The sequence below is a fragment of the uncultured Methanobrevibacter sp. genome, from assembly GCF_905235195.1.
In the GTDB taxonomy this organism is placed as follows: Archaea; Methanobacteriota; Methanobacteria; order Methanobacteriales; family Methanobacteriaceae; genus Methanarmilla.
In genome coordinates, this window is record NZ_CAJOKH010000014.1 from 1 (window position 1) to 25,166 (window position 25,166).

Consider the following 25,166-nt stretch of genomic DNA (forward strand, 5'->3'; position numbering starts at 1 on the left):
GTATTTATAGATTTGCTCTGTGGGTGGTGTTTCTTTAGAAAGTCCTGCATATTTTTCTCAATTTTGTACTAGGATTTAACTCATTAACTACATCGGAAACGGTATAATTAAAATATATAGTTATTAATTGAATTTTAATTGAATTTACCATCATTTTGATGTTTTGTAATTTTTTTTTTACGGTTGCATGTGTCTTTAATTTTTTTTTAGAATTGTTAATTTTAAATATTTTGTCTAACAAATTAAATTTTGGGTCTTTTGAATCGTAATTTAAATTCGGTAACATTTTTATCATCAAATAAATATATGTTATCAGTTATATTTAAATATGCTGATTTAAATTTTTCTATTTTAAATTTGATGAATTTTATGGAAACATCGTTATAAAATAAATATAAATTAATTTGTATTTAGAAAAAATAAGGTTTTTTATGCAAGTTTCTCATACTAAAAAATCTAGCCCCCTATAGTTTTAATAAATTTTTAATACTTTTTTAATTATTATAACTTTATTTTAAAATAATTATTAGTTTTAATAAATTTTAATACTTTTTAACTATTTTTTTATAATTATCTTATTATTTTTTAGTCTTTTTTCTAATTTTTTTTCTGAATAATTAATGTTTTATTTCATTTAATTTTTATTTAAAATATTTATTTTTCTAAATAAAAAAATTTTTAAACATTTATTTTCAGTGATTTTAATTTGTATAAATTAAAGACAAAAGTTTTATATTATTTAAATTATTATATTATTAATATGATTTATTCAATTAGTGGAACATTGTTATTAATAAATTATTTAATTACAATATTTGTTTCTATTATTGTGGCTTTGTTTTTAAGATTGCCACTTCTTCCTGAAAAACCTAGACGGTTTTCCTGGACTAAAAGTGCTATATTTCCCACTACTATTATAGCTATGGGTCTATTAGCATTCTGTTTTTCAATAAATTTTTATTATTTATATGATGGAAAATTACTTGCAATAATTATGGGAATTATTGCTGCTATTTTTGTTAAATACTTCTTTAAGTATGTATTTCCAGATTCACCAAGTGTAAAAGGTGATATTGATGAATGAAATTATAGGAGTTATACTTGCAGCAATTATCTCATGGCTTAATTTCGTAATTGTTGATACTTATTTTTCACTTCCAGAAGAGCCTGGAGTGAAAGGAGCAGACCTTGTAGGTCGTTCCATTAAAGATAGAGGTGGAGACTTATCTGGAGGCTTCTTCCAGGGAAATATATTATGTTCTCCTGATGCATCAGCTGGAACTTTACTTAGTAGTATTGGGTTTTTAGTTTTAGGTATTAATGGAGGAATTCTTGCAGGATTTTTAGTTTATATTGGAAATAGATTATGTGCAGATCCAGGATATGCAGGTACATGTGGTGCTTTAACAATGACTGTAATATTATATATTTGTACTAAATTTTTTGGTTTTACTGCAGAAATGTTTATTGTAGGTATGGTAATTGCAATATTCACCATTCAAGGAATTTCTCATCCGTATAGTTCTAAACTATTAGGATCTATTGCGGCTAAATTTAACAGATCCGCTAAATTAGAATAAAAAATTAATTTAAATGATTATTACATATTTTTTAATATGGGGCGATAAAATGTATATGGAAATTTTGGGTATAATCACTATCCTTATGGCTTTAAGAGCAGTTGTAACTCAAAATAGAGCTGAAAGACTATTATATATAAATGTCATAGGTTTTTCAACTTCTGCTATAATTGCATTATATATTAATACACCATTTGCTCTTATTGTTGCAGCAGTATTCTTTGTAACATCTACAATTAGTGCTAATGCAATTGCATATACATTGAATAAATTAGATAATGAAATAGTCTTAGATGGAGAGTAAGTATGGATTTTCTAGGATTTTTTAACATTACTACAATATCAATTGCTTTGATGATAATTGGTTCTTTAGGTATGATACTTGTAAAGAAACCTTTAGATAAAGTTATTTTATTTAGTATTGTAGATGCTGGTTTTTTACTTGCTGTTGTTTCATTTAAATATTTAGATGTTGCTTTTGCCATGGCTATTTTAGGCCCTATATCAACTATTATTTTCTTAATGTCAATTTTAAAAATTAATGAGATTAGAAAAAAGCAAAATGAAGGTGGTCCTAATGTTTAATGTTTTCATATGGTTAATTGCAGGAATCATTCTAACTATTATCGGTACCCTTGGAACTTGCTGGGGGCCTGGTGTTAAAGACCCTGTAGTTAGGACTTTAAATACTGAAGTTGCTTCTGTTGGAGTCTCATTGATTTTATTATGTTATAACCATACATTGGCTCTTTTAACAATGATTGCTACATCAGTTATATGTACATTAATATTACTTAGAGCAATTTCACGTTTAGAAGAAATGGGGGCTGATGTATAATGTTAATTATATATGGAGGGGCTTCTTATGAGAATTGGTGATTTATTCAATAAGTTTGCAACTCCAAAGAGAGTTCCAAGATTATTTGCATTAATTCTGGGATTATTTTTAATAGTAGGATTTTTAGTGCCTATGGCATTAAATCCGGATCAAATATATCCAAGATTAGAACCTCAAGTTCAAATAGAAGCTAATGATCCGGCAGCTCCTTATGATCGTGGTGGAGAGGTACTTCATAGTCCAGGCATTACAGATTCACAATATCCTCAATATGAACCTAAATTAGGTTGGATTACCTCTTATGTTTCGCCGCTTGCCCAGTTTGTAATGTCTATTTCACCATATTTTGGAACAAGTATATATTCCTCACCTGGTGGATTAATTGATGAGATTTTATATTATACAAGAGGTTTTGATACGGTTTTAGAATCCTCAATATTGATGATGGCTTTCATCATTGCTTCATGGCTTTCTATTAATTATACTATGAATAGGAAGAATGAGGTTGAAAATATTCAAAAAGATGTTAAAATTGCCATTTCTGAATCTGATAGAGTAGCTAATGAAATAAGTAAAAGTAACCAGAAAGCTAAAAGAAAACAGATGAGGAGGGAAAGCTAATGCCTGTGGTTCCACCATATGTCCCTTTTGAATATATAAATATGTATTTACCTGTAATATATACAGGACTTATAATAGGTTTCTTTTCTTTAATGGCAATTGCTATGGAAAAAAGAGATATTCATATTCTTATCTTAACTGATCTTGTAGGTTTTGCTATGATACTTATTGTTGCAAGTGTAGGTACTGACCTTGCAGAATCATTCATACTTCCAGGTTTGGTTGTAGAACTTGCAGAAATACTTGCAATAAGTGAGATTTTAATCTCTCGTGAAATGAGAAAAATTCAATCAAAAGATATGAATAAATCATTATCTCCTATGGATATGACTTATGATATGGAAATTTTAACCACTGCTCCAAACTTTATAGCTTTAGTTTTATTGGCTTTCGGTGTATTTTTAACCGGATTTACTGGTGGAGCAGTTGCTGGTGGAGGTATACTATTATATATATTCTCCAGAAAGACAAGAGGATTACCTGTTGTTGAAATTGAAGGTATTAGTGGTATATCTGGACTTGGCTGGTGTATGTGGATTATTGGATTTTGTATATTCTTCCTTATGCCTCAGTATTGGTTATTATCATTATTCCTTGCAGCGGGAGGACTTATGTTAAAAGTTGCAACGAAAATGGGAATTATAGGTATTCTCATGAGGGAGGAATATGGTAAAAAATAATTATATTACATTTATTTAATCATTTAAAATTAAAAAGGTTTTAAACCTTTAAATATTATATGAAAATTTAAAATTAAACTAATAATTAATATATAAATAAAAAAATCAAAATTTAATATTAAAATCATTGCATAAAAAGATTTAGAGGAAAACTATGGATATAACAAGTTTAGGTGGAGATTTACTTGGCTTTTGGAGATATAGTATTATATATTAATCCATTTCATTTGTTCATGTTTGTAACTATGCTAGTATTCACATTCCTTATTGCAATAGGTCGAACAGAAACTCAAGTTGAAGCAGAATTGGGTACATTGGATGATAAAACCAAAAAAGTCGATTTAAAGGAATTTAAAGCTAGAAGATTTTTATCTATTATATGTGGTATAGCAACAGCAGGAGCAATGATTACAGGAGATTTATATAATTTAACCTTATTTATGTCTTTAATAGGGATCTTAAATATAGGTATTATATCATCTGTTAAACAGGTAGAAGTTCTAGATTCTGTTTTCCAATATGGTTTAATTGCTATGATGTGTTCACTTCCATTATTTGGTGGTGCTGCATTAATTCTTGGTGCATGTGGAACAGTTAGTTTACTTGCAATTCAATCTATTAAACCAACTGCAATGATGATATTTGGTGCAATTTTAATGTTTATTGGAGCATGTGGTGAATCTGGTATAGCACCATTTTTTGCATCTAAGGCAGAAATGTTTAGAACACCAGGATCTCCTTTCTTATTAATTGTACACTTAAGTTCATTATTTATTATTATAAGAGTAATTGAAGTATTACTTATCATTTGTACATAAAGGTGAAAAAAATGAATAAATTAAAAATTGTAAGTATAATTTTACTTATTATCTCAACAATTGCTATATTATATGGATTAATATTTAATCCTGCAGACTGGATAGTTATTACAATAGCAATAATATTTATACCATTTTTCATCCTTTCATTTGGTTTGCTTTCAATGGCAAAACCTAAAAAAGACGAAAAGGAGGAAAGAATACAAGAACCATTTATTGGATATTAAATCCAAATATTATTGGGATTTAATTATGAATTTACTAATTAAATCAATAAAATTTGTATTCGATTAAATATGTATAATTTAATGGCTGATATTCTAATAAATGTATGTTTAGCTTTTCTATTTGGAAGCTTACTTTTAGGTTTACATAGAAAAGTTATGGCTCGTGTTCAGTTAAGGCCAGGACCTCCTTTAATACAATATTTATTACATTCTTTAAAGTTCTTCTTTAAAGAATCTTCATGGCCTAAAACTATTTCAAAACCATTTTATATAGCAATAACAGTTATATTATGTGCTATATGGGTTACGGGTATAATTGTAGGTCCTGTACTTAAAGGATCATTGATGATAATCTTTGGTATTTATGCAGTTCATAAGATTGTAGAACATAATTCTGGTTCATCATCAGGTTCACCTTATGGTAAATTAAGTTGTGTAAGGGCAGTTTTCTCTGCATCTTCAGAGCTTTTATTATTTGCTTCAGTTGCATTACTTTATCTTATAACTCATACTATGGATATTGGAGCAATTATTACATATCAGCAGGTTCATGGACCTTTAATATATAAAGCTCCATTACTTGCATTAATGTTCTTTATGATTATTGTTACTAAGGCTCCATATTCACCATTTTCAATAACTACAGGTAAGGATATTATTTCAGGGTTTGAAACAGAACATTTTGGATTCTTAAGAGGATATATTATGCTTTCAGAATCTATAATGTGGTATGTTTTATTATGGTTGTTCTTGACCATATTTTTTGGTCCAATATCATTACTTTGGATTTTTATTGGAATGATTATAATTACAATTATAACAGGTTTTATAAGTGCAATAACCCCTATGTTAAATCCGAATCATTCTGTAATGAGTCAATTATCTATTGCACTAATTTGTGCTATTGGCACTATAATTCCAATAATGATTTAAAGAAATTTAAAAATAATAGATTAGGAGAGATAAAATGAGTGGGGAGAAAGACTTTTTAGTTCTTACATCACTAGTAGCTATTGGTATAATATTCATTAGCGCACTTGTTATAATATTTCAAAGTAAAGTGACATTACCTTTATTAGTTATAGCTATAATTATTACCCCATTTATATTATATCAAAATAAAGAAAATAATGCTAAACTTTCAGAACAAATAGAAAAAATTGCATTTTTTGTAACATTTATAGTAATTTGTATATTGATGATAGTAGCTTATAAACCAATATAATTAATGAAATGTGAGTATTATGATGGAAGAACTATATTTCTTAATATATCTAATAGTATTTATAGTTGGAGCTGCTTTAGGTCTTCTCTATAGCTATTCAATACATTTAGAACCATTTGTTGTTAAAGAAAAAATCAACATACCTATCTTAGCTATGGCTATAATTGGTTGGATTTTAGCTTTAAACTTTAATTTATTAAATATTATACCAAGCTTTATTTTAATAAGTATTGGTGTGTTTTTAATAGGTTTTGTAATAGATATGAGGCCTGGTTATGGTAGAAGAGAAACTGTTATAGGATTTGTAGTATCTTTATTTATATGGTTAATTACTCATATATAATGTAATAAATTTATTATTTGGTGATTCATATGGATAATGAAGAAAAAATGAAACTTTATAAATTAAGGATTTTAAGAAGTTTCAAATGGCAAAGAGATATAGTAATTCCCTTATCAAAAGAATTAGGAATATCTCAAGAAGAGTTTGAAGATATTCTTATGAAACATTTGGATATGTCATCTTTAAGTTCACTTCATTCTACTTATGAATCAACTATGCCTGAAATGATTATGAATAAACTTGATATTGATTTAAAATTATTTTGGTATGTTGATATTTTAGAGTTAATGTCAAAAGAGGATGCTTCAGATTTAAAGGTTCAATTAAGCTTAAAAGTTTTGGATGGATATGATTATAATCAAGCAGTGGAAGATGGTAAAAAGTTAATACTGGAAAAGATTAGATAATTTAAATAATTAAAATATATTTGTATAATTAGATTATTTTATTAATAATATTTTCAAATCAATGAAAAACTAAATATTAAATTATAAAACATTTTAAAATTAAAAATAGATAAATCAAGTTTATAATAGATTAAAGATAAATTAAAAGATTTTGAGGTAATAATAATGCTTAGTCGCTTAAAGGATATTGTAAGAAAAACTTCAATTAATGTGTGTATTATTAATTGTGGTGGATGCAATGGTTGTGATGTTGAGCTTGTTGCATGCTTGTCACCAAGATATGACCTTGAGCAATATGGTATATACTTACAAAATAATCCTCGTGATGCAGACATATTACTCTTAACAGGTGCTGTTACAGAGCAATGGGAAGATAAATTAAGAAGAATATATGCTAAAACTCCAGAACCAAAAGTTGTTTTAGCTGTTGGTAACTGTCCTCAATCAGGGGATGTTTTTGCTCAAGAGGGCGGAAGAGTCAATGCCCCAGCATCTAATTTCATTCCGGTTGATGCAGCAGTTAGCGGATGTCCTCCAAGGCCTAGTGAAATTATAAGTGCTGTACTAAAAGTAGCGCCTGGTGCTATGCTTGCTAAAAGTCAGGCAAATCGGGAAATAGAAGATTATGAGTAGAGGTGTTAAGATATGATAGTACCAATAGGCCCAGTACATCCTGGTTTAAAAGAACCATTAAGATTAAAATTAGAAACTCAGGGAGAAAAAGTCCTTAAAGCGGAAATTGATTATGGTTATGTTCACAGAGGTATAGAAAAAATTATGGAAGGTAAAACCTGGCAAAAATGTATTTATCTCTGTGAGAGAATTTGTGGTATTTGTTCATATGAGCACACCCAATCTTTTGCAGAAGTATTAGAACTTATGGCTGGTGAAGTGGTACCTCCTAGGGCTCAATTTTTAAGGGTTATTGTAAATGAATTAGATAGAATACAATCCCATTATCTTGCTAATTCAACCTACTTTAAAACATTAGACCATGAAATGTTATTTATGAAGGTATTGGAACTAAGAGAATATGCTATGGATTCACTTGAGTTAATTTCAGGTAATCGTGTAAATATGGGCTGGAATGTTGTAGGAGGAGTTAGAATGGATGCAGATGAAGGCCATTTTAAAAAAATCCTTGACAATTTAAAAGTTATCGAAGACAATCATCAAAGAATTGTTGACATGTTTTCAGAAGGACCTGTAATTGGACTTAGATCTAAAGGTGTAGGTCTAATGTCAAGAGATGAAGCATTAAAGGGTCGTGCTGTAGGGCCTATAGGTAGGGCATCTGGATTAAAACATGATTGTCGTGAGTTTCACCATACTTATAAAGATTATTTTGATTTTGAACCTATTTGGAGAAAAGAAGGAGATAATTATGCTCGTACTATGAATAGATTTGATGAAATACCTCAATCTATTGATTTAATTAGACAAGCTATTGAAAATATGCCTAAAGGAGATATTAGAAAACCTATTGAAATTAAGACAGGTTACTATGATTGGAGAAATGAAGCTCCACGTGGAGAAGTAAGGTATATGTGTGAGACTAATGGTAATTTGATTAAAAATATATCTATTCGTACTCCAAGTATAAATAATATTGACTCCTGTGCAAAATATATGCTGCCTGGAGTTGCAACAATTGCTGATGCAATGTCAACTTATGCTTCATGTGATCCTTGTATTGCATGTGCAGAACGTGTTCAAATAACCGATAAAGCTGCTAAAACAGTTGAAGTAAAAGAAATGTATTAATATAATGATTATTATTAAAAGATGATGGATTATGAGTTCTATTATTTGGTATATGTATGAATTTGCAAGAAAAGCATGGATTACTAGATTTGCAGATGCTAAATCACAGGAATCTATTATTGATAAACCTCCTCGATTTAGAGATTTTCCAAAAGTTATTCCGGAAAATTGTATAGCATGTGGATCATGTACTGCAAGTTGTCCATCTCCAACTGCAATTAAATTAGTTAGAGATAAAACTACTGAGGAAGCTGAAGGATTAACTTATCCTGTTATTAATGAAAGTGGTTGTATTAGATGTGGGTTCTGTGCAGAAGTTTGTCCATCTGATCCAAAAACTTTAGAATGTGGTGAAAACCACTTTATTAAAGAAGAATTTAGTATTATACCATCTAAAAGACGTTATATTGTTGATGATTATTTATGTATTAAATGTAAGGCATGTATTAAAGCATGTCCTGTAAATGCAATCAAAGAAGAGAATAGTAAAATAGTAGTGGACCAACTTAAATGTATTACTTGTGGGGATTGTGTTGATGCCTGTAAGGTTAAAGGTGCAATGAAAGGAGTATTTGTTGATAATTTGGAAGATCAAAAGAAATTAATCAATTTAGTTGTATCTACTCTTGAAAAATATATTGAATCAAAGCAAGAAGACTTGGAGAAATTACAAAGAGAATCATTATTACAGTTAAAAATCCCATTATCTGAAATATGGGATGATGCATTAAAAATTATTCCTGATGCAGAAATTGCACATGAGATTATAGAAAATGCAGTGGACAGATTAAAGGTTAGAATTGTTACATGGAATAGTGATATGTGTAAAAAATGTCAAATGTGTGTTCCAGAATGTCCAATTGGAGCTATAAGTTTTGATAATGAAAAAGACACTATAGTAAGGGATAAAGATAAATGTTGTAGATGTAGTATTTGTTATCAAACTTGTCCATTCGGTGTTATAAAATACTTCCTTTCTAAATTTGTTTTAGATATAGATGATGATGGAGAGGAATATATGTATATAACAGTTAAACCATCTCAATTAGATTATGATTTTATAAAAGGTGAGCACAATGAAGGATGAAGAATATGAGCGTTTTGGAAAATCCATTCGTGAAGTAGAAGTTCAATGGGATATTGATGATAATAAATGTGCTCATTGTATGGATAAACCTTGTATAAAATCATGCCCTATTGATGCAATCTATTTGGATCCTAATGGTAATATTAGATTACATGAATCCTGCTTTGGATGTGTTTTATGTAGGAATGCATGTCCTTATGATGCAATTATTATGGAAACAAAAATTGCAGAACCTATTAAGGAAAATATTCCAAATATTAATAAAGCTTTATGTCGTTCATGTGGGGCTTGTGTTTTAAATTGTAAAACAGGTGCTATTCATCTTAAATCAGTCGGTTCAGATACATTTAGTGAAATTGATGAAGATAAATGTATGAGATGTGGATATTGTTATAGAGTATGTCCAACTGATGCTATAAAATATGGTGAAATATTACCTCGTACAGTTAAAGGGGGTAAAGCTATTGTTGTTAATCATAAAAAATGTATTGGTTGTATGACATGTACAAGAGTATGTCCATCTAAAGGTTCTATTTTAATTAGTGAAACATTAAAATTACCATATATTAATCCTGGTTACTGTGCAAGATGTGAAGAATGTATGCATGCTTGTCCATCAACAGCAATTAAATTTTCTTCACGTAAAAGAGCATATGCAGAGTATAGTAAAATTAGAACATCTGATACAATTAATGAAATTGTAGAAAAAGATATTTCAATCTTATCTCATAATATTTCAAGAATTGATAGAATAGTATCTGATCTTGCAATACAATTTTCAAATGAATTAGATGAACAATGTGAAAGTGAAGTTCAACCTGATGATTTTCATGACTTTAAATGTTCACTTGAACTTAAATTTAATGCTTCAGATTTAATTAATAAAAAATTTGATGATATTACAGGATCAAATTATCATATTGCTGAAGTCAAAAATCTTATAGATTCATTCCCTCCAAAAAGAAGAATTTTTGTAGATGAATTTAGATGTATTGGTTGTGGTGAGTGTATAAATGTATGTCCAGTTGAAGGAGCAATATATTTAGATTATCCTGCTCCTGTACATATTACTGATAAATGTGTTTACTGTGCAAAATGTGTTGAGGCATGTAGGTTTGATTATATTACTTTACTTGAAGAATCATTTGAATCTGAAGATGATAAGATATTTTATATCTCTAGTGAAATTCATGAACCAAGAAGTGGAAGACTAGAAATATCTAATATGGCTTGTCAAGGATGTGGGGTATGTGTAAACAATTGTCCAACAGATGCACTTAAATTAAATGAAAACGATCATATTAATTTTATTGAAGATGATTGTATTTATTGTAGGGAATGTGAATATTTATGTCCTGTAAATGCAATCAATATTATATTAAGCACTTCTGAAGATAATTCTAATGAAAATACTCCTTTAGAAGAACAAAAAGATAATAATAAAAATAATTCTGCTGATATAGATAATGAAAATTCTAATATTAGTGAAAAAGATTTTAGTGAAGAAAATGATTTTGAAAACATCTCACAAGATATTTCGTCTTTAGATAATCAAAATAATAAAGATGAGAATTAATTTTTTTATTTATTTTTATAAAAAATATTTATTATTCATTAAAAATTATATTGGCCAGGAGAGATAATTTGACAAATAAAGTTTATATTACTGATTGTGAAGGTCCATTAGCCTTAAATGATAATGCTTTTGAAATGTGTTCACATTTTATTAAAGATGGAGAAGAATTATATAAAATTTTAAGTAGTTTTGATGATTATTTGGTGGAAGTTGAAAAAAAGGAAGGTTATCATATTGGTGGAACTTTAGCATTTATAACTCCATTTTTTAAAGCAGCAGGTATTAAAAATCAGGATTTAATTAATTATTCTAAAGAAAATATTAATGCTGTTTGCGGAATCGAAAATGTCTTTTTTCTAAGTAATAATTTCATAGATTCCTATATTGTAAGTACAAGTTATAGTCAATATATTCATGCTTTATGTGATAAATATGATTTTTCCTTTGAAAATACATATAAAACAAATGTAGACTTAGATGAATATGAAATAACAGAAGATGAAAAGGAAAAAATTGAAGAATTTAGAGTAAAGATTTTAGAATGTAAATCTATTATTGATTTTAGGGGCAATGAAGATTCAAAACAACTTAAAGAAGATTTCAATACCTTAAATGATATATTTTTTAATCAAATAAAAAACTTGGATTCATATAAAATTATGAATAAAATTAAGCCTGTTGGTGGCGTGGAAAAAGAAAATTCAGTTAAAGATATTATATCAAAAAATCATGTTGATTTAAGTAATGTTATGTATGTTGGAGATAGCATTACTGATTTAGAACCTCTTAGTTATGTTAAATCAAATGGAGGTTTAGCTATTTCATTTAATGGAAATAAATATGCAGTAGAAAATGCAGATATTGCAATAATTACAGAAGATGCAATTGCATTTGCAGTTATACTTGATTTATTTGCAAGACTTGGAAAATATTATACTTTGGGATTTATAGATCAATATGAATATTTACCTGAAGGGATGTATGAAGGATTTAGAATTAGTCATAAATTCTTAGATTACTTTAAAGAACACTTTGATGGTAAACAGTACCCTATTATTGCTAAAATTACCGATGAGAATAGGGAAGAATTAATTAAAAAAAGTACTGAGATGAGGCATAAAGTCCGTGGTGATGATGTAGCTTCTATAATGTAATGTTTTGTGATAATATGACAGATTATAGTTTAGTTGAAGATACTTTCTTTGAAAGTTTTAGAGGAAAATATATAAGAGCATTAATTACAGCTGAAGATGAATTAACCGCAAAAGAGGCAGCTTATGATTCAACTTCAACTCCAAGTTCGGTTATTGGAAGAATTGAAGGGGGTGTGGAAGGTCCTCTTTCAAAAGATAAAACACCTGATGGCAGACCTGGTTATATTACTCACTACTGGTATAGTATTGATGATTTAAAAAAATATGAACTAGAATTATCTTATAGGATTCGCCAGGATATTTTAGTTAAACCATTTACATCAATGTTTTCATATACTGTTAATCCAGTAGGTTATATTCCTATGATGGAGCAGGTAGGTCACTGTGGTGATGGTTATGAATGGGAAGAAGAAATATATGGTCGTGAAATGATTCATGTTCCTATAGCAGTACCTGACTTTTTAATCGATAATAAATTAGGATATGGAAATGGGATTATGGGGGCTAATTTCTGGTATATGTGTAGTACTAAAGAGGCTGTTCTTGAAGCAGGTAGAAAAATAGTCAATGCTATTTTAGAAGTTCCAGGGGCATGTGCACCATTTGGTATATGTTCTGCTGCAAGTAAACCTGAAACTAATTTTCCTCAAATAGGTCCTTCAACTAATCATCCATATTGTCCATCACTTAAAAATCGTTTAGGTGATGAATCTAAGGTTCCTGATAAAGTAAATTATATTCCTGAAATTGTTATAGATGCAGTTGATGAAGAGTCAATGAGAAATGCAGTTAAAGCTGGAATAGATAGTATTTTAGATGTTGAAGGAATAGTAAAAATTTCTGCAGGTAACTTTGGTGGTAATTTAGGAGAAGATACCTTCTATTTACATGATATTTTAGGTATTTAATACTTGGTGTTATTATGGAAATTGCTGATGATATTCAATATGATGTTATTGGATTTGGTGCATTAAATCTTGATAAGTTATATACTGTTGATTCAATTGCATGTCATGATGAAGAAAGTGCAATTTTAAAGGAAGAATATAGTCCTGGAGGTTCTGCAGCAAATACAATAATTGGTCTTGCAAAATTAAACCTAACCACTTCATATATTGGTAAAATAGCAAATGATAAAGAAGGAGAAATTCTTGAATATAATCTTGTAAAACATAATGTATACTTAAATAACTTAATATATGCTGATGAGGGAGTATCTGGTCAGGCATTAGGATTTGTTGACGAGAACGGTGAAAGAGCACTATATATTCAGACTGGTGTTAATGAAGACATAGATTTAGGTGAGATTAATTTAATAGAACTTTCAAGAGGTAAAATCTTACATTATACTTCACTATTCGCAAAAAGCTTTAAAACTCAAAAAGAATTAATTAAATTACTTCCAGATTCCTTAAAACTAAGTTTTGATCCCGGTCTTATATATGCAAAATTAGGTGTTGATGCACTAAAAGTTATACTGGATCGAACAGATATTTTACTTATTAATGAAAATGAACTCTTTGTATTATTTGAAGAGTATTATAGAAAAAGAGATAATATTGCCGAAGATGAAGATTTAAGCTTTAGAGATTTAGCCCTTAAAATACGGGATGATGGTATTGAAACAGTGGTTGTTAAAAGATCATCTAAAGGGGCATATGGTATTAATTCAGATGATGATGAAGTAAAAGTTCCAATATTTGAAGTTGAACCTGTTGATACAACAGCTGCAGGTGATTCTTTTAATGCAGGATTTTTATATTCTTATGTTAATGGTTTTGGCTTGGAAAAATCAATTACTATAGGTAATTGGGTGGCTTCAAGGTCAGTTTCTGGTATTGGTACCTCCAATTTTCCAGATAAAAAAGAATTGGATATGTTTTTACAGGAATATTATGGAGATTGATAAATTACAATTGTTTAAAAAATTCTAAATACTGTTTATAAAGTTATTTTTTAAAACATTAATTAATTTATTTAATTAAATTTGATAATTCTTCAAAAATACTTTATAACTTTTATTAAAAAAGCAAAATTATGAAAAAATTTTATTATTAATAAAGTATATAATTTAACACATATAGGATGGTAGCTTATGGAAATTAAATTTCAAAAAAAGATGGACCTTTTAGAAAAAGAAGTCATTTTAAAATCTGTAGAATTAGATGATGATATTGAAGATTTTAAAGTGGACATAGGAGATTTTCAATCTAAAGAAAGATTTATAGCAATATCTCCTCGTTGTGTACGGTGTAATCTTTGTGTTGAAGAATGTCCTGTCGGTGCTATAAGTGATTCAACATATTCTAAACGTGCAAGAATATTGGATAATTGTGTAAAATGTGAAATATGTGTGGAAACTTGTCCAATTTCATCAATTTACATTTTTGAATCTGAAGCCATTATAAATAATGAGGCGGAAGAAATTAAAGACCAAACAATAGATTATACATTTAATGAATTTAATATTCCTCACAGGGTTATAAGACTAAATAATATAGAAATGGATAGATCTAAATGTATAGGATGCCGTCATTGTGTTAAATTTTGTCCAACTAACGCAAATAAATTAAAATCAAAATCATACATTGAAGATGTAGAATCTCAAAATTATGATACTCTTATTGAAGGGGAATTATATCCTATAATCAATAAAGATTTATGTCTTGGCTGTGGTTCTTGTGTAAATATATGTGCTCAGGATGTTTACATATTAGATCGATATTTAGGTCCTGTAATTCCAACGAAAAATCTTATAATAGATGAAGATACATGTGTGTCATGTTTTTTATGTGAAGAAAACTGTCCAACAAATGCTATTGTATTAAATTCAAATAATATTCCAGAGCTTGATGATGATAAATGTATTAGATGTAATGTCTGTACAATGAAATGTCCTGTTGGAGCATTAAACTTTGAGGATGTAGAGTTTAATTATGATTAGCTTTTTATAATTTATCATATGCCATTAAAATTCCTTTATGAGTATATGGTTCAATTAATTTAAATTCCCATAAGTAATTAAATCAATTAAATAAGTTAAATTCATAACTTTATTATAAAATTCACATTAGATTGAATTCATATTCAAATTTTAAATTAGAATTCAAATTTAAACTACAAATTAGAATTCATATTCATATTCAAATTTAAATTTGAAATCAAGTTAAAATTATATTAAATAAAATCAGATTCATAAATAAAATAAAAAGGGTTTATAGAATAAAATGAAGGGTTTATTATGAAAGCAAAAGATATGATGGATAAAAATTTTTTAAGTGTTAAAGCATTTGATTCTATAGATGAAGTATCTAAAATTATGGAAGACCATAAAAGATTTACTTGTCCTGTTGTAGATGATAATAATAAGTTAATAGGATGGGTAACAGCTTTAGATATTACAAAAGGTTTAAGAGAAAATAATGATAAAATTTCTGAAATAATGCATAATCCTGAGGAAACACATGCCTTATATGAAAAAGATTCTGTAAGAGAAGCAGTTCTTGAAGTAAGTGAAGATAGAGTTTTAGATGTTCCTGTATTTGATGATAATGAAATTTTAAAAGGTATTATACGTTCTTTTGATATTATTGATACATTTTCTGAATTATATGAAACAAAAGTTTATAAAATATATGAGGCTATGCAAGATCAATTAAAAGGTGTTACATGGGATGAGCTTATGAAAGCATCTGCAATTGTATCTACTCGTAATACTGGTATTAAAATTACTCCCAAAGAGTATGATGAAAACATTCATGAAGCAACATTTGGTAATGCTGTTTGGGCAACTGGTGGCCTTGAAAACTTCTTTGTAGGTTTAATATCTGTTGGTGAGTTAGTAATTGCTCGTAAAATTGGACAAAGACGTAAATAATTAATAAATCCTAGTTTTATAAACTTTTTTTTATTTTTATTTTTAATTTTTTAAACCTATTGTTAATGATTTATTATTTTTTATAAAAATTCAATTTGAAACTTAATTATATTAATGTAAAGATATAAATAAATAATCATATTATTTATGTTTAAATTTTTAATTTTATATTTAATTCTTATAAAAATTTTTTAAGGGATTTCATGAGAACATATAATGAATTTGAAGGAAAAACTGTTTTAGTAACTGGTGGTGCAGGTTGTGTTGGTAGTAATTTATCTCGTAAACTTGCTGATTTAGGTGCCGATAAGGTAATTATTTTTGATAATATGTCATCTGCTTATCATTGGAATATTCCAGAAAAAGACAATATTGAATTTATTAAAGGAGATATTCTTAATGATGAGGATTTAAAAAGAGTCTTTAAAGAAAGACCAGATTATGTTTATCATTTAGCAGCACATTTTGCAAATCAAAATAGTGTAGATCAACCAGAAACCGATTTAATGGTTAATGGTTTAGGAATTCTTAAAACATTAGAACATGCTCAATTAACAGGTGTTGATCGATTTGTTTATTCATCTAGTGGTTGTGGAGTTTATGGTTTAGATTCTAAAATGCCATTTGAAGAACATGATATTTCTATTTCTTTACACACTCCTTACCAATTAACTAAATTACTCGGTGAATTATATACCAATTACTTCCATAATTTATATGATATGCCTATTGTTAATGCAAGGTTCTTTAATGTTTTTGGTCCAGGTGAGGTTCCAGGTAAATATAGAAATGTTATTCCTAACTTCTTCTATTGGGCTATTAATCATCAGGCATTACCTATTACTGGTGAAGGTACTGAAACAAGAGATTGGACTTTTGTTGGAGATATCTGTAATGGTCTTATAGCTATGGGTATTGAAGAGGAAGCTATTGGTGAAGCTATTAACTTAGGTTCAGGTCAGGACCATCGTGTAATAGATATGGCAAACAGAGTTAATGAATTGTCAGATAATCCTGCAGGAATTGAGTTTAAACAGAGGCGTAATTGGGACGCTAAAACTAAACTTTTATCTTCAATTGAAAAAGCTAAAGATATTTTAGGATATAAACCAACTGTTTCATTTGATGATGGGCTTGTTAAGGTTCATGATTGGTTTAGTGAAAATTGGGATAATATTCAAGAATCAGCTGAATTCGATTAGATTTTCAAGTTTTCCTTAATATTTTTTTTATTTATATTTATTATTTTATATAACTTAATTTAACTTAATTTAATTTATTTATTGATTTAATAGTCTGATTTAAATATTCATTCTATTCTTTTATTTAATTTTTTAAATTTATTATGCTCTAATATTAGTTTTACCTACTTTTTTTTAAATTTAAATAGTTTTATTACATTAGTTTAATTTTTATATATTTTTCTCAAATCCACAGTCACTACACTTTTTCTTTTGGTAAGTTATTATACCTCCACATTCTGGGCAAGTCCAATTTGTCTTATCTGTTTCTATGATTTTTCCAATTCCCATGTACTGTATTCTTTTAGCACTTTCTAATGTAGAAAAATCATATCTTTTAATCGAATTTTTATCTTGTTTTTTTATTAGTTTACATGGGAATTCACTACATCTTCCACAGTATTTAAATTTCTTTTTATCATAACATCCTTTGATTTTACATTTAAGTGCACTTTTCTTTTTGCCCCTGTCACTGATTAGGCATCCGGAACAGGGATTATTTTCTTTTAGATAATCTTCACAGCTAATGCAATTTATACCGCAGGGGGCATATAATTCACTATTAATCTTTTCAGGCATTTTCATATTATCACTTGTATTATTTTATGTGAATTTTTATTTGTTTCTATAAATTGATTTGGGTATAATTTTAAATATTATTATTTTATAAAACTTAAATAATAAACTATTTTTATTGATTATTATGAAAATTTTAGTTGTTCAAGAGTCAGATTGGTTAAAAAGGAATCCTCATCAGCAACATCATCTTATGGATAGGATGTCTATTAGAGGTCATGAGGTTAAGGTTATAGATTATCCTATTGATTGGCCTAAAGATGATAATGGGGGTTTTAAGTTTGAAAGAGAAGTTATAGATAATGTTTCTAAAATTGATGAGCGTGCAAATGTTCAGGTTATAAGGCCTTCATTTATTAAAAAACCTTTACTTAACTATCTTTCATTGTATTGTTCTCATAAAAATGAAGTGAAATATCAAATTGAAAATTTTAAACCTGATGTAATTGTATCATTAGGACTACTTAATGCATATACCTCATCAAAATTAGCTCAAAAATATGATATTCCTTTTGTATATTACTTGATTGATGTATTATATGCACTGATTCCTGAGAAAACCTTCCAATCCTTTGGCAAATATATTAATAAAAAGGCAATAAAAAATTCTACAAAAGTTATCACTATTAATCAAAAATTGTCAGAACTTGCAGTTCAACTTGGTGCTAAAAGAGAGGATACGATCCTTATAGATGCAGGTATTGATTTCAATTCCTATAATCCAAATCTCGACTCAAGTGCAATTAAATCTGAATATAATATTAAGGATGATGATATTGTACTTTTCTTTATGGGTTTTATATATGATTTTGCAGGTATAAAAGAACTTGCAATTAAGTTAGGTCAAGAAAAAGAGAAATATCCTAACTATAAACTTCTTGTTGTCGGAGATGGAGATGCATATGATGATTTGATTAAAATAAAACAGGATTACAACCTCCATGACCAGCTAATTTTAACAGGTCGTCAACCCTTTGATAAGATACCTGAATTTTTATCTTCTGCTACATTCTGTCTTCTTCCAGCATATATTGACGAAGAGATTATGCAGGATATTGTGCCAATTAAGATATATGAATATTTGGCAATGGAAAAAGTGGTTATTGCTAGTGAACTTCCAGGAATTTCAACGGAATTTGGATATAATCATGGTGTTGAATATGTTCAAGGGGCAGATGAAGTTCTAGATAAAGCAGAGTCTATAATTCAAAGTGGTGAATATGATGTTCTTGCAAAAACCGCACGTGAATATGTAAAAGATAATGATTGGGAAGTTATTACCGATAAATTTGAAAAAGTCTTAAATGATTTAGTTAAAAATCATTAATTTTTTATAAATTCTTATTTGATAATCAAATATATAAATGAGGAATTACTAAAATTATAATATTAATAAATTATGCCTAATTTATTATTTTTTTTTAAAAATTTTAATTTTTTTAAATAAACTTAACAAAATGTAATTAAGGTGAATTTATTCTTGAAAAATTATTTATATATTATAATCATTAGTTGTGTATTATTGTTTTCATTATCGGCTATCACAGCAGCTGACAGTGAAGATTCAATTTTAACTGAGTCAGTTGTTTATGAGAATGATAATGTTCAAAGTGAAGATGATGAGGTATTTAGTCCAGATTCTTCAATAGAGCAATCAAATGATGATAATAATAAGAATATTGGCAAAAACTATATAAAAACCAATAATGCAGATCAAAATCAATCTGCTTTAAATAATTTGAAAGTAAATAGTTCCAATAAAGATTATGAGAATTTAGGTAGTTCTGTAAAAGATGATAAGAATTTAAGTAGTTCTATAAATGATGATAAGAATTTAGCTAGTTCTAAGAAAAATAATAATAATTTAACAATTTCTAATAAAGTTAAGAAGAATGCATTAGTTGTTTCAAATTCTAAAATTATTTCATCATCTAAGGCTAATAAATTTTTAAACTCTAATAAAGCTCCTACCTTTTCTTATAGGACTCTTTATAATTTAATAAAATCTGCAGATAGTAAAAAAGTTTTTAAATTAACTCAAAATTGTGTATATAATCCAAAAACAGATTCTGGTTTTAAAACAGGTGTACGTATCACAAAAAGTATTGTTATTGATGGTGGTGGCCATTATATTGATGGTAGAGGTCTTGTTAAATGTATTAGAATTAGACCAAATCTAAATGTAACAATAAAGAATTTTAAAATATATTCTGGTTATGCTAAAAGTAGGGGTGCTGGAATCTTTTTAGGTGAAAAATCTAAACTTGTTTTAAGAAATTGTGTATTACGTAATAATAAGGTTTATAATGCTAATGGTGCGGCAATATATTCAAATAAGGGTTCTGCTCTTGAAATTCATTCTTCATTTTTTAAAAATAATACATGTATACGTGTTAGTAATTTAGCTTGGAAGAAGTTTAAAAGAGGTATGGGCAGTGCTATTAAAACTACTATAGGTTGTAGTGTAAAAATATATAATTCTAATTTCACACAAAATAAGGCATATATGAGTACAATACTTGTTGTAAGTTATTCTGAAGGTAAAAGAAAAACAAGTAATTTGCATATTTATAAATGTATTTTTGAAAACAATACATCCTATTATTCTGGAGTAATATATGATGATGAGTTAGGTAGAGCAACTATTTTGAACTCTGTATTTAGAAAAAATTATAGTCTAAAAGATTCGGGAATTGTAAGTTTAGATGCCTCATTATCCAGTTGGGTAAAATATTGTGTATTTCAGAATAATAAAGGTTATAATGGTGGAGCTATTACTGTAAGAGTTTTTGATAATAAATACAGATCTAATGTTAATATTGTTAATTGTCAATTTATTAAGAATATTGCAAAAACAGATGGTGGAGCAATTTGTGCGGTTTATGGAAAGGTACATATTAGAAACAGTTATTTCAAATCTAACTATGGAAAAAGATATGGTGGAGCAATTTATACAAGACAAGGTACTTTAAATGTATCTAAATCTAAATTTGTTGGTAATAAGGCAAAAATTGGAGGTGTAGCTTACCTGCAAAATAAAAAAGCTGCTTTTTCAAGATCTGTTTTCTCTAAAAACAAAGCAACTGTTAGATGTAAAAATGTCTATTCTTCAAAAAGAGTTAAATATTATAAATGTAAGTTTTAAATTTATTTAATAAATTAAGTCTTATATTATGGAATAATTGTTTTTATATTTATTTTTTCATACCTCTCATTAATTTTTTTTTATCTATATTTTTAATACTAATTTAATTAAACATCTATTTTTTTAATTCAATATACTTTTTTATCTATTTTTTTAATACAAATTTAATCCTTTATCTTTTTAACTTTAAAAATTCTTTTAAAATAATTCATATCTATTTAACTATTTTTCACAGTTTTCTACATATTTTTCTTAAATAAAAAAATATATTATTTATCTAAAATATATTATTATTATTAATAAAATTTATGGGGATATTTAATGAATTTAACACATATGAATGGAGAAAATAAAGGTTCAATATTACTATTTGCATTAAGTACTTGCGGATGGTGTAAGAAAGTTAAAGACTTACTTGATGAATTAAATGTTGAATATGATTATATTTATGCTGACTTAACTCAAGATGAAGAGAGGCAGGAATTACTTGTAGAATTAAAAAAGTACAATAATAAAACATCATTTCCAACACTTGTAATAAATAAAGATAAAACTATAATTGGTTATAGTCCTGATGAAATTAAAGAATTATTGTCTTAATTTTTTTTTAGGGGTGTTATGATGGGAAAAATATATGATGATTTTAAGAATGAGGCTGAAAGTAGAGGATATTTTGTTAATCCAGATGTTGAATTTGTTGAATTTTTGCTTGAAAACATAAAAACAAATATGGAAAGATATGGCTATGGATCTTGTCCATGTAGATTGTCAAGTGGTATAAAACAGGAAGATTTGGATTTGATTTGTCCTTGTGATTATAGGGATATGGATTTAAATGATTATGGTGCATGTTACTGTGCTTTATATGTTAATAAGGATATAGCTGAAGGTAAACAAGAACTTAAATCCATACCAGATAGAAGATTTGATGAGATAAATAAGGAAGAAAATAAATCTAAAGACTTAAGTTTTACAGATTTAAAATATCCAATTTACAGATGTAAGGTTTGTGGATATTTATGTGCAAGAGATAATCCTCCAGAGATTTGTCCTATTTGTAAAGTAGAAAAAGATAAGTTTGAAAGATTGTTTTAATAATCAGATTATTATCTTAAATATATAAATATAATCATTTCTTTATAATTTTAACTAAAAAAGAAATTATATAAATTCCTTTTTTTTACTTGAGAATATACTTAAATATTTTTTGTATAAGCAGAGTATTCTAAAAACACTTCTTTTAACAAAACCTTTATAAATGATACAAACTATAATTAAATTATCGTTGTAAATTTACTATTTTTACTATGATTTTAATATTAACTTAATTATTTTATAGAATATTAATGAGTTTATAGTTCAACGATAAACTTTTTTGGGATATATTCCCTGGATGTGGCGTAAAGCTGAACAAAAAAAGGTGTTTATTTATGATGTACAAATATATAAGAAATGCTTGGAAAAAACCAGATGAATCTTATGTCAGAGAACTCATGTGGCAAAGAGCTCCTAAATGGAGGAGACAACCAGTTATAACTAGAATTGATAGGCCTACTAGGTTAGATCGTGCACGATCTTTAGGTTATAAAGCTAAAAAAGGATATGTTGTAGTAAGAACTAGAGTAAGACGTGGTTCTAGAAGAAAATCTCGTTTCACTTCAGGTCGTAAACCATCTAAAATGGGAGTAAATAAAATTACTGCTGCTAAATCTATCCAAAGAATTGCTGAAGAACGTGTTTCTAAAAAATACCCTAATATGGAAGTATTAAACTCTTACTGGGTATGGGCTGATGGTAAATTCAAATACTATGAAGTTATTTTAGTAGACCCACAAAGTCCTTCTATTAAAAACGATCCTAAAATCAACTGGATTTGTAGTGGAAAACACAAAGACAGAGCTGGTAGAGGTTTAACTAGTGCTGGTAAAAAAGGTCGTGGACTCAGATTTAGAGGAAAAGGATCTGAACAAGCAAGAAGAAGATAATTCTTCTTTTATTTTCTTTTATTTTAAAAATTCAGAATCTTCAATTCTAAATGTGATATTTATGTTTAGAAATTTATTTAAATTTCTTTCATAAATTTTATTTTTTATATATAATACTATTTTTATTAATTCAATTATTTTTCATTTATATTAATTTAAAATTTTACTAATTAATTAATTTTTTAAGGCTTAGGATTTATATGATTCACAATATTAAATATCGTCTATTTGTCTATGAGAATGAAGATGAAGAAAAACTTATAGAAGGATTAAACTTTATTTTTCCTGATGAGATACCTGAAAGAGAAGAGGCTGAAGGAATATTTGGTGAAGCAGATGAGATTATTATATATTCAGGTATTGTAAGTAAAAAAAGACATACTAAAGAATTCTTAAATAATTTATTTGAAAATTTAACTAGAGATGATATTGATAAATTATATGATGAGTTAGATAAAAAAACAGATGATCAGTGTAATTTATTTTTAAGATTATCTAAAGAAGCAATTTTAGATGAAAAATGGCAAATAGTTGATGGTGGAGACAGTATTCATTTAAAAATAAAAATTGCAGCTTTTCCTGCTAAAAAAGAAATTGCCCTTGAAAATATGAAGGAATTTATTGAGAATAAATCTAATAATAATGGATATTGAATATATTAATAATATAATACAATATATATTAATATAAAATATAATGATATATGAATTTAATTTAAATTTTGAAATTTAAATTTTATTATTTTATTAAATTTTAAATTATTTTAGGCTATTTACATGATATATTATGATTTAAATCTTAAAGGTTCCACTTATCAAAATGATTATAATTTAATCAAACAGGCAAATCAGTTAGGATGGAATTATCTTAATTTATTATATAGTCCTGATGATTATTTCAATGCCCTTGACTATAAGGATAAACTTGTTGAAGATTCATATGATATATCCCAAAACACTACTGAAATTGGTATGGGAATATATATTTATGATTCTAATCCTAATGAAATTAGAAAAATAACTAATAAGTTTAGAAATAAAGCTGATTTTATAAGTGTTTTCGGTGGAAAAAATGAGATTAATAGGGTAGTTTTAGAAAATCGTCATATTGATGTATTATCAAGACCTTATTATAGAAGAAATGACTGTGGAATAAATCATGTTCTATCAAAAGAAGCTCTAAAAAATCAAGTTGCTATTGAATTATCATTTAGAGATGTTTTAACTAATTTTTTATCTTATAGATCAAAAGTTCTATCTCACTTTAGGGATATTATACAACTTCAAAGAAAATTCAAATTCCCACTTATTATTAGTACTTCAAGTGAAGATGTTTTTGATATACGTTCTCCAAGAGATATTGCTTCCTTTTTTAGACAATTAGGATTAAGTGATGATGAATTAGAAAATGTTTTTTACACTACACCTAAAAGTATAGTCGATTTTAATGAACATAGGAGGGAGTATATTTTCGAAGGTGTTAAGATTGTTAAAAAAGAGGATAAGGTGGATTAAATGAAGATGAAGGTTTTACCACCAACACTTAGAAAAAATAATAGATATCTTACATTGGATATTAGAACAAAAGAGCCTTTTTCTAAAGATGATTTGGTTTTAGTTGTATGGGATGCATGTATTAGATTATATGGTGAAATGGAAACCAGTAATTTTAATCTTTGGATTATGAGAACTTATGTATTAGATGATAGAAATGATTGTTTACATATGAAAGCTATTTTAAGGTGTCAAAGATCATATGAAGATAAGGTAAGAAGTGCTCTTTGTTGTATAACTAAATTTAATGGTAAAGAAATTGCAATTAGTACTATTGGTTTATCTGGAACTATTTCTTCTTCTATTGAAAAGTTTATTTAATAATACACTATATTCATTAATTATTTCTCAATTTTTTCTTTAAAATATAACAATCTTTATATACTAAAAAAATCTTATAAATTATATAACACATGTTATATTATTTTTTCTGAACTTATGATTTTTATCAAAATATTTATATATATAA

General features: G+C 27.3%; 31 protein-coding genes and 1 pseudogene. 31 read left to right on the top strand and 1 reads right to left on the bottom strand.

Annotated elements, in window-relative coordinates:
• The first annotated feature begins 760 nt into the window (after positions 1-760).
• The 23 genes and pseudogenes from QZ146_RS02060 to QZ146_RS02170 all read left to right on the top strand — a co-directional run bounded on the left by QZ146_RS02060 (position 761) and on the right by QZ146_RS02170 (position 17,399).
• Positions 761-1,084 (top strand): energy-converting hydrogenase A subunit A EhaA, encoded by a 324-nt coding sequence (locus QZ146_RS02060; RefSeq protein ID WP_295721981.1) that lies wholly within the window; start codon positions 761-763, stop codon positions 1,082-1,084.
• Entirely contained in the window at positions 1,077-1,580 is a 504-nt protein-coding gene (locus QZ146_RS02065; RefSeq protein WP_295721982.1) for a hypothetical protein, read from the top strand. The genes QZ146_RS02060 and QZ146_RS02065 overlap by 8 nt, the downstream gene beginning before the upstream one ends.
• 49 nt (positions 1,581-1,629) lie before the next feature.
• Positions 1,630-1,884: a DUF2109 domain-containing protein gene (locus QZ146_RS02070; protein WP_295721983.1), complete on the top strand. Its 255-nt coding sequence runs from the start codon at positions 1,630-1,632 to the stop codon at positions 1,882-1,884.
• Positions 1,885-1,886: 2 nt separating this feature from the next.
• On the top strand, positions 1,887-2,165 hold the full coding sequence (locus QZ146_RS02075; RefSeq protein WP_295721984.1) for an EhaD family protein: 279 nt from the start codon (positions 1,887-1,889) through the stop codon (positions 2,163-2,165).
• Positions 2,158-2,418 carry an EhaE family protein gene (locus QZ146_RS02080; protein WP_295721985.1) on the top strand — a complete coding sequence of 87 codons (261 nt, stop codon included), beginning with the start codon at positions 2,158-2,160 and terminating at the stop codon, positions 2,416-2,418. Before QZ146_RS02075 ends, QZ146_RS02080 begins: the two co-directional genes overlap by 8 nt.
• A 27-nt stretch (positions 2,419-2,445) precedes the next feature.
• Positions 2,446-3,039 (top strand): EhaF family protein, encoded by a 594-nt coding sequence (locus tag QZ146_RS02085; RefSeq protein ID WP_295721986.1) that lies wholly within the window; start codon positions 2,446-2,448, stop codon positions 3,037-3,039.
• Positions 3,039-3,719: an EhaG family protein gene (locus QZ146_RS02090; RefSeq protein WP_295721987.1), complete on the top strand. Its 681-nt coding sequence runs from the start codon at positions 3,039-3,041 to the stop codon at positions 3,717-3,719. Before QZ146_RS02085 ends, QZ146_RS02090 begins: the two co-directional genes overlap by 1 nt.
• A 154-nt stretch (positions 3,720-3,873) precedes the next feature.
• Positions 3,874-4,537, top strand: a pseudogene (locus QZ146_RS02095) (hypothetical protein).
• Positions 4,538-4,548: 11 nt separating this feature from the next.
• Entirely contained in the window at positions 4,549-4,764 is a 216-nt protein-coding gene (locus tag QZ146_RS02100) for an SND2/TMEM208 family protein (protein WP_295722036.1), read from the top strand.
• Positions 4,765-4,833: 69 nt separating this feature from the next.
• Complete coding sequence (locus QZ146_RS02105) at positions 4,834-5,697, top strand: respiratory chain complex I subunit 1 family protein (RefSeq protein ID WP_295721988.1); 864 nt, start codon at positions 4,834-4,836, stop codon at positions 5,695-5,697.
• Positions 5,698-5,731: 34 nt separating this feature from the next.
• Positions 5,732-5,989 carry a hypothetical protein gene (locus QZ146_RS02110; protein ID WP_295721989.1) on the top strand — a complete coding sequence of 86 codons (258 nt, stop codon included), beginning with the start codon at positions 5,732-5,734 and terminating at the stop codon, positions 5,987-5,989.
• 19 nt (positions 5,990-6,008) lie between these two features.
• On the top strand, positions 6,009-6,332 hold the full coding sequence (locus tag QZ146_RS02115; protein ID WP_295721990.1) for an energy-converting hydrogenase subunit EhaL family protein: 324 nt from the start codon (positions 6,009-6,011) through the stop codon (positions 6,330-6,332).
• Positions 6,333-6,361: 29 nt separating this feature from the next.
• Positions 6,362-6,739 (top strand): DUF1959 family protein, encoded by a 378-nt coding sequence (locus tag QZ146_RS02120; protein ID WP_295721991.1) that lies wholly within the window; start codon positions 6,362-6,364, stop codon positions 6,737-6,739.
• A 165-nt stretch (positions 6,740-6,904) separates the two neighbouring features.
• A complete protein-coding gene (locus QZ146_RS02125; RefSeq protein WP_295721992.1) occupies positions 6,905-7,372 on the top strand; it encodes an NADH-quinone oxidoreductase subunit B family protein in 468 nt (155 codons plus the stop codon).
• Positions 7,373-7,384: 12 nt separating this feature from the next.
• Entirely contained in the window at positions 7,385-8,503 is a 1,119-nt protein-coding gene (locus QZ146_RS02130; protein ID WP_295721993.1) for a nickel-dependent hydrogenase large subunit, read from the top strand.
• A 31-nt stretch (positions 8,504-8,534) separates the two neighbouring features.
• A complete protein-coding gene (locus QZ146_RS02135) occupies positions 8,535-9,590 on the top strand; it encodes a 4Fe-4S binding protein (RefSeq protein WP_295721994.1) in 1,056 nt (351 codons plus the stop codon).
• Positions 9,580-11,166: a 4Fe-4S binding protein gene (locus QZ146_RS02140; protein WP_295721995.1), complete on the top strand. Its 1,587-nt coding sequence runs from the start codon at positions 9,580-9,582 to the stop codon at positions 11,164-11,166. Before QZ146_RS02135 ends, QZ146_RS02140 begins: the two co-directional genes overlap by 11 nt.
• Before the next feature lie 68 nt (positions 11,167-11,234).
• Entirely contained in the window at positions 11,235-12,320 is a 1,086-nt protein-coding gene (locus QZ146_RS02145) for an HAD hydrolase family protein (protein ID WP_295721996.1), read from the top strand.
• 14 nt (positions 12,321-12,334) lie between these two features.
• Positions 12,335-13,228 carry a formylmethanofuran--tetrahydromethanopterin N-formyltransferase gene (locus QZ146_RS02150; protein WP_295721997.1) on the top strand — a complete coding sequence of 298 codons (894 nt, stop codon included), beginning with the start codon at positions 12,335-12,337 and terminating at the stop codon, positions 13,226-13,228.
• Positions 13,229-13,242: 14 nt separating this feature from the next.
• Positions 13,243-14,226, top strand: coding sequence for a carbohydrate kinase family protein (locus QZ146_RS02155; RefSeq protein WP_295721998.1), 984 nt, complete (start codon positions 13,243-13,245; stop codon positions 14,224-14,226).
• A gap of 189 nt (positions 14,227-14,415) precedes the next feature.
• The gene (locus QZ146_RS02160; RefSeq protein ID WP_295721999.1) at positions 14,416-15,264 is read left to right on the top strand and encodes a 4Fe-4S binding protein; all 849 of its coding nucleotides are present in this window, start codon (positions 14,416-14,418) and stop codon (positions 15,262-15,264) included.
• 297 nt (positions 15,265-15,561) lie between these two features.
• A complete protein-coding gene (locus QZ146_RS02165; protein ID WP_295722000.1) occupies positions 15,562-16,197 on the top strand; it encodes an HPP family protein in 636 nt (211 codons plus the stop codon).
• Positions 16,198-16,400: 203 nt separating this feature from the next.
• Positions 16,401-17,399: an NAD-dependent epimerase/dehydratase family protein gene (locus tag QZ146_RS02170; RefSeq protein WP_295722001.1), complete on the top strand. Its 999-nt coding sequence runs from the start codon at positions 16,401-16,403 to the stop codon at positions 17,397-17,399.
• A gap of 210 nt (positions 17,400-17,609) precedes the next feature.
• Here QZ146_RS02170 and QZ146_RS02175 read toward each other — a convergent pair whose 3' ends face one another.
• Positions 17,610-18,023: a DUF3795 domain-containing protein gene (locus QZ146_RS02175; RefSeq protein WP_295722002.1), complete on the bottom strand. Its 414-nt coding sequence runs from the start codon at positions 18,021-18,023 to the stop codon at positions 17,610-17,612.
• 118 nt (positions 18,024-18,141) lie between these two features.
• Between QZ146_RS02175 and QZ146_RS02180 the strand changes: the two genes are divergently transcribed.
• The 8 genes from QZ146_RS02180 to QZ146_RS02215 all read left to right on the top strand — a co-directional run bounded on the left by QZ146_RS02180 (position 18,142) and on the right by QZ146_RS02215 (position 25,018).
• Complete coding sequence (locus QZ146_RS02180; RefSeq protein ID WP_295722003.1) at positions 18,142-19,341, top strand: glycosyltransferase; 1,200 nt, start codon at positions 18,142-18,144, stop codon at positions 19,339-19,341.
• 195 nt (positions 19,342-19,536) lie between these two features.
• The gene (locus QZ146_RS02185) at positions 19,537-21,159 is read left to right on the top strand and encodes a right-handed parallel beta-helix repeat-containing protein (RefSeq protein WP_295722004.1); all 1,623 of its coding nucleotides are present in this window, start codon (positions 19,537-19,539) and stop codon (positions 21,157-21,159) included.
• A 321-nt stretch (positions 21,160-21,480) separates the two neighbouring features.
• Positions 21,481-21,759 (top strand): glutaredoxin family protein, encoded by a 279-nt coding sequence (locus QZ146_RS02190; RefSeq protein ID WP_295722005.1) that lies wholly within the window; start codon positions 21,481-21,483, stop codon positions 21,757-21,759.
• Positions 21,760-21,777: 18 nt separating this feature from the next.
• Positions 21,778-22,254: a ferredoxin-thioredoxin reductase catalytic domain-containing protein gene (locus QZ146_RS02195; RefSeq protein WP_295722006.1), complete on the top strand. Its 477-nt coding sequence runs from the start codon at positions 21,778-21,780 to the stop codon at positions 22,252-22,254.
• Positions 22,255-22,592: 338 nt separating this feature from the next.
• Entirely contained in the window at positions 22,593-23,144 is a 552-nt protein-coding gene (locus QZ146_RS02200; RefSeq protein ID WP_295722037.1) for a 50S ribosomal protein L15e, read from the top strand.
• A 200-nt stretch (positions 23,145-23,344) separates the two neighbouring features.
• Positions 23,345-23,797, top strand: coding sequence for an RNA-binding protein (locus QZ146_RS02205; protein ID WP_295722007.1), 453 nt, complete (start codon positions 23,345-23,347; stop codon positions 23,795-23,797).
• 123 nt (positions 23,798-23,920) lie between these two features.
• Positions 23,921-24,658 carry a ribonuclease P protein component 3 gene (gene rnp3 / locus QZ146_RS02210; protein WP_295722008.1) on the top strand — a complete coding sequence of 246 codons (738 nt, stop codon included), beginning with the start codon at positions 23,921-23,923 and terminating at the stop codon, positions 24,656-24,658.
• Positions 24,659-25,018, top strand: coding sequence for an Rpp14/Pop5 family protein (locus tag QZ146_RS02215; protein WP_295722010.1), 360 nt, complete (start codon positions 24,659-24,661; stop codon positions 25,016-25,018).
• Positions 25,019-25,166: the final 148 nt, after the last annotated feature.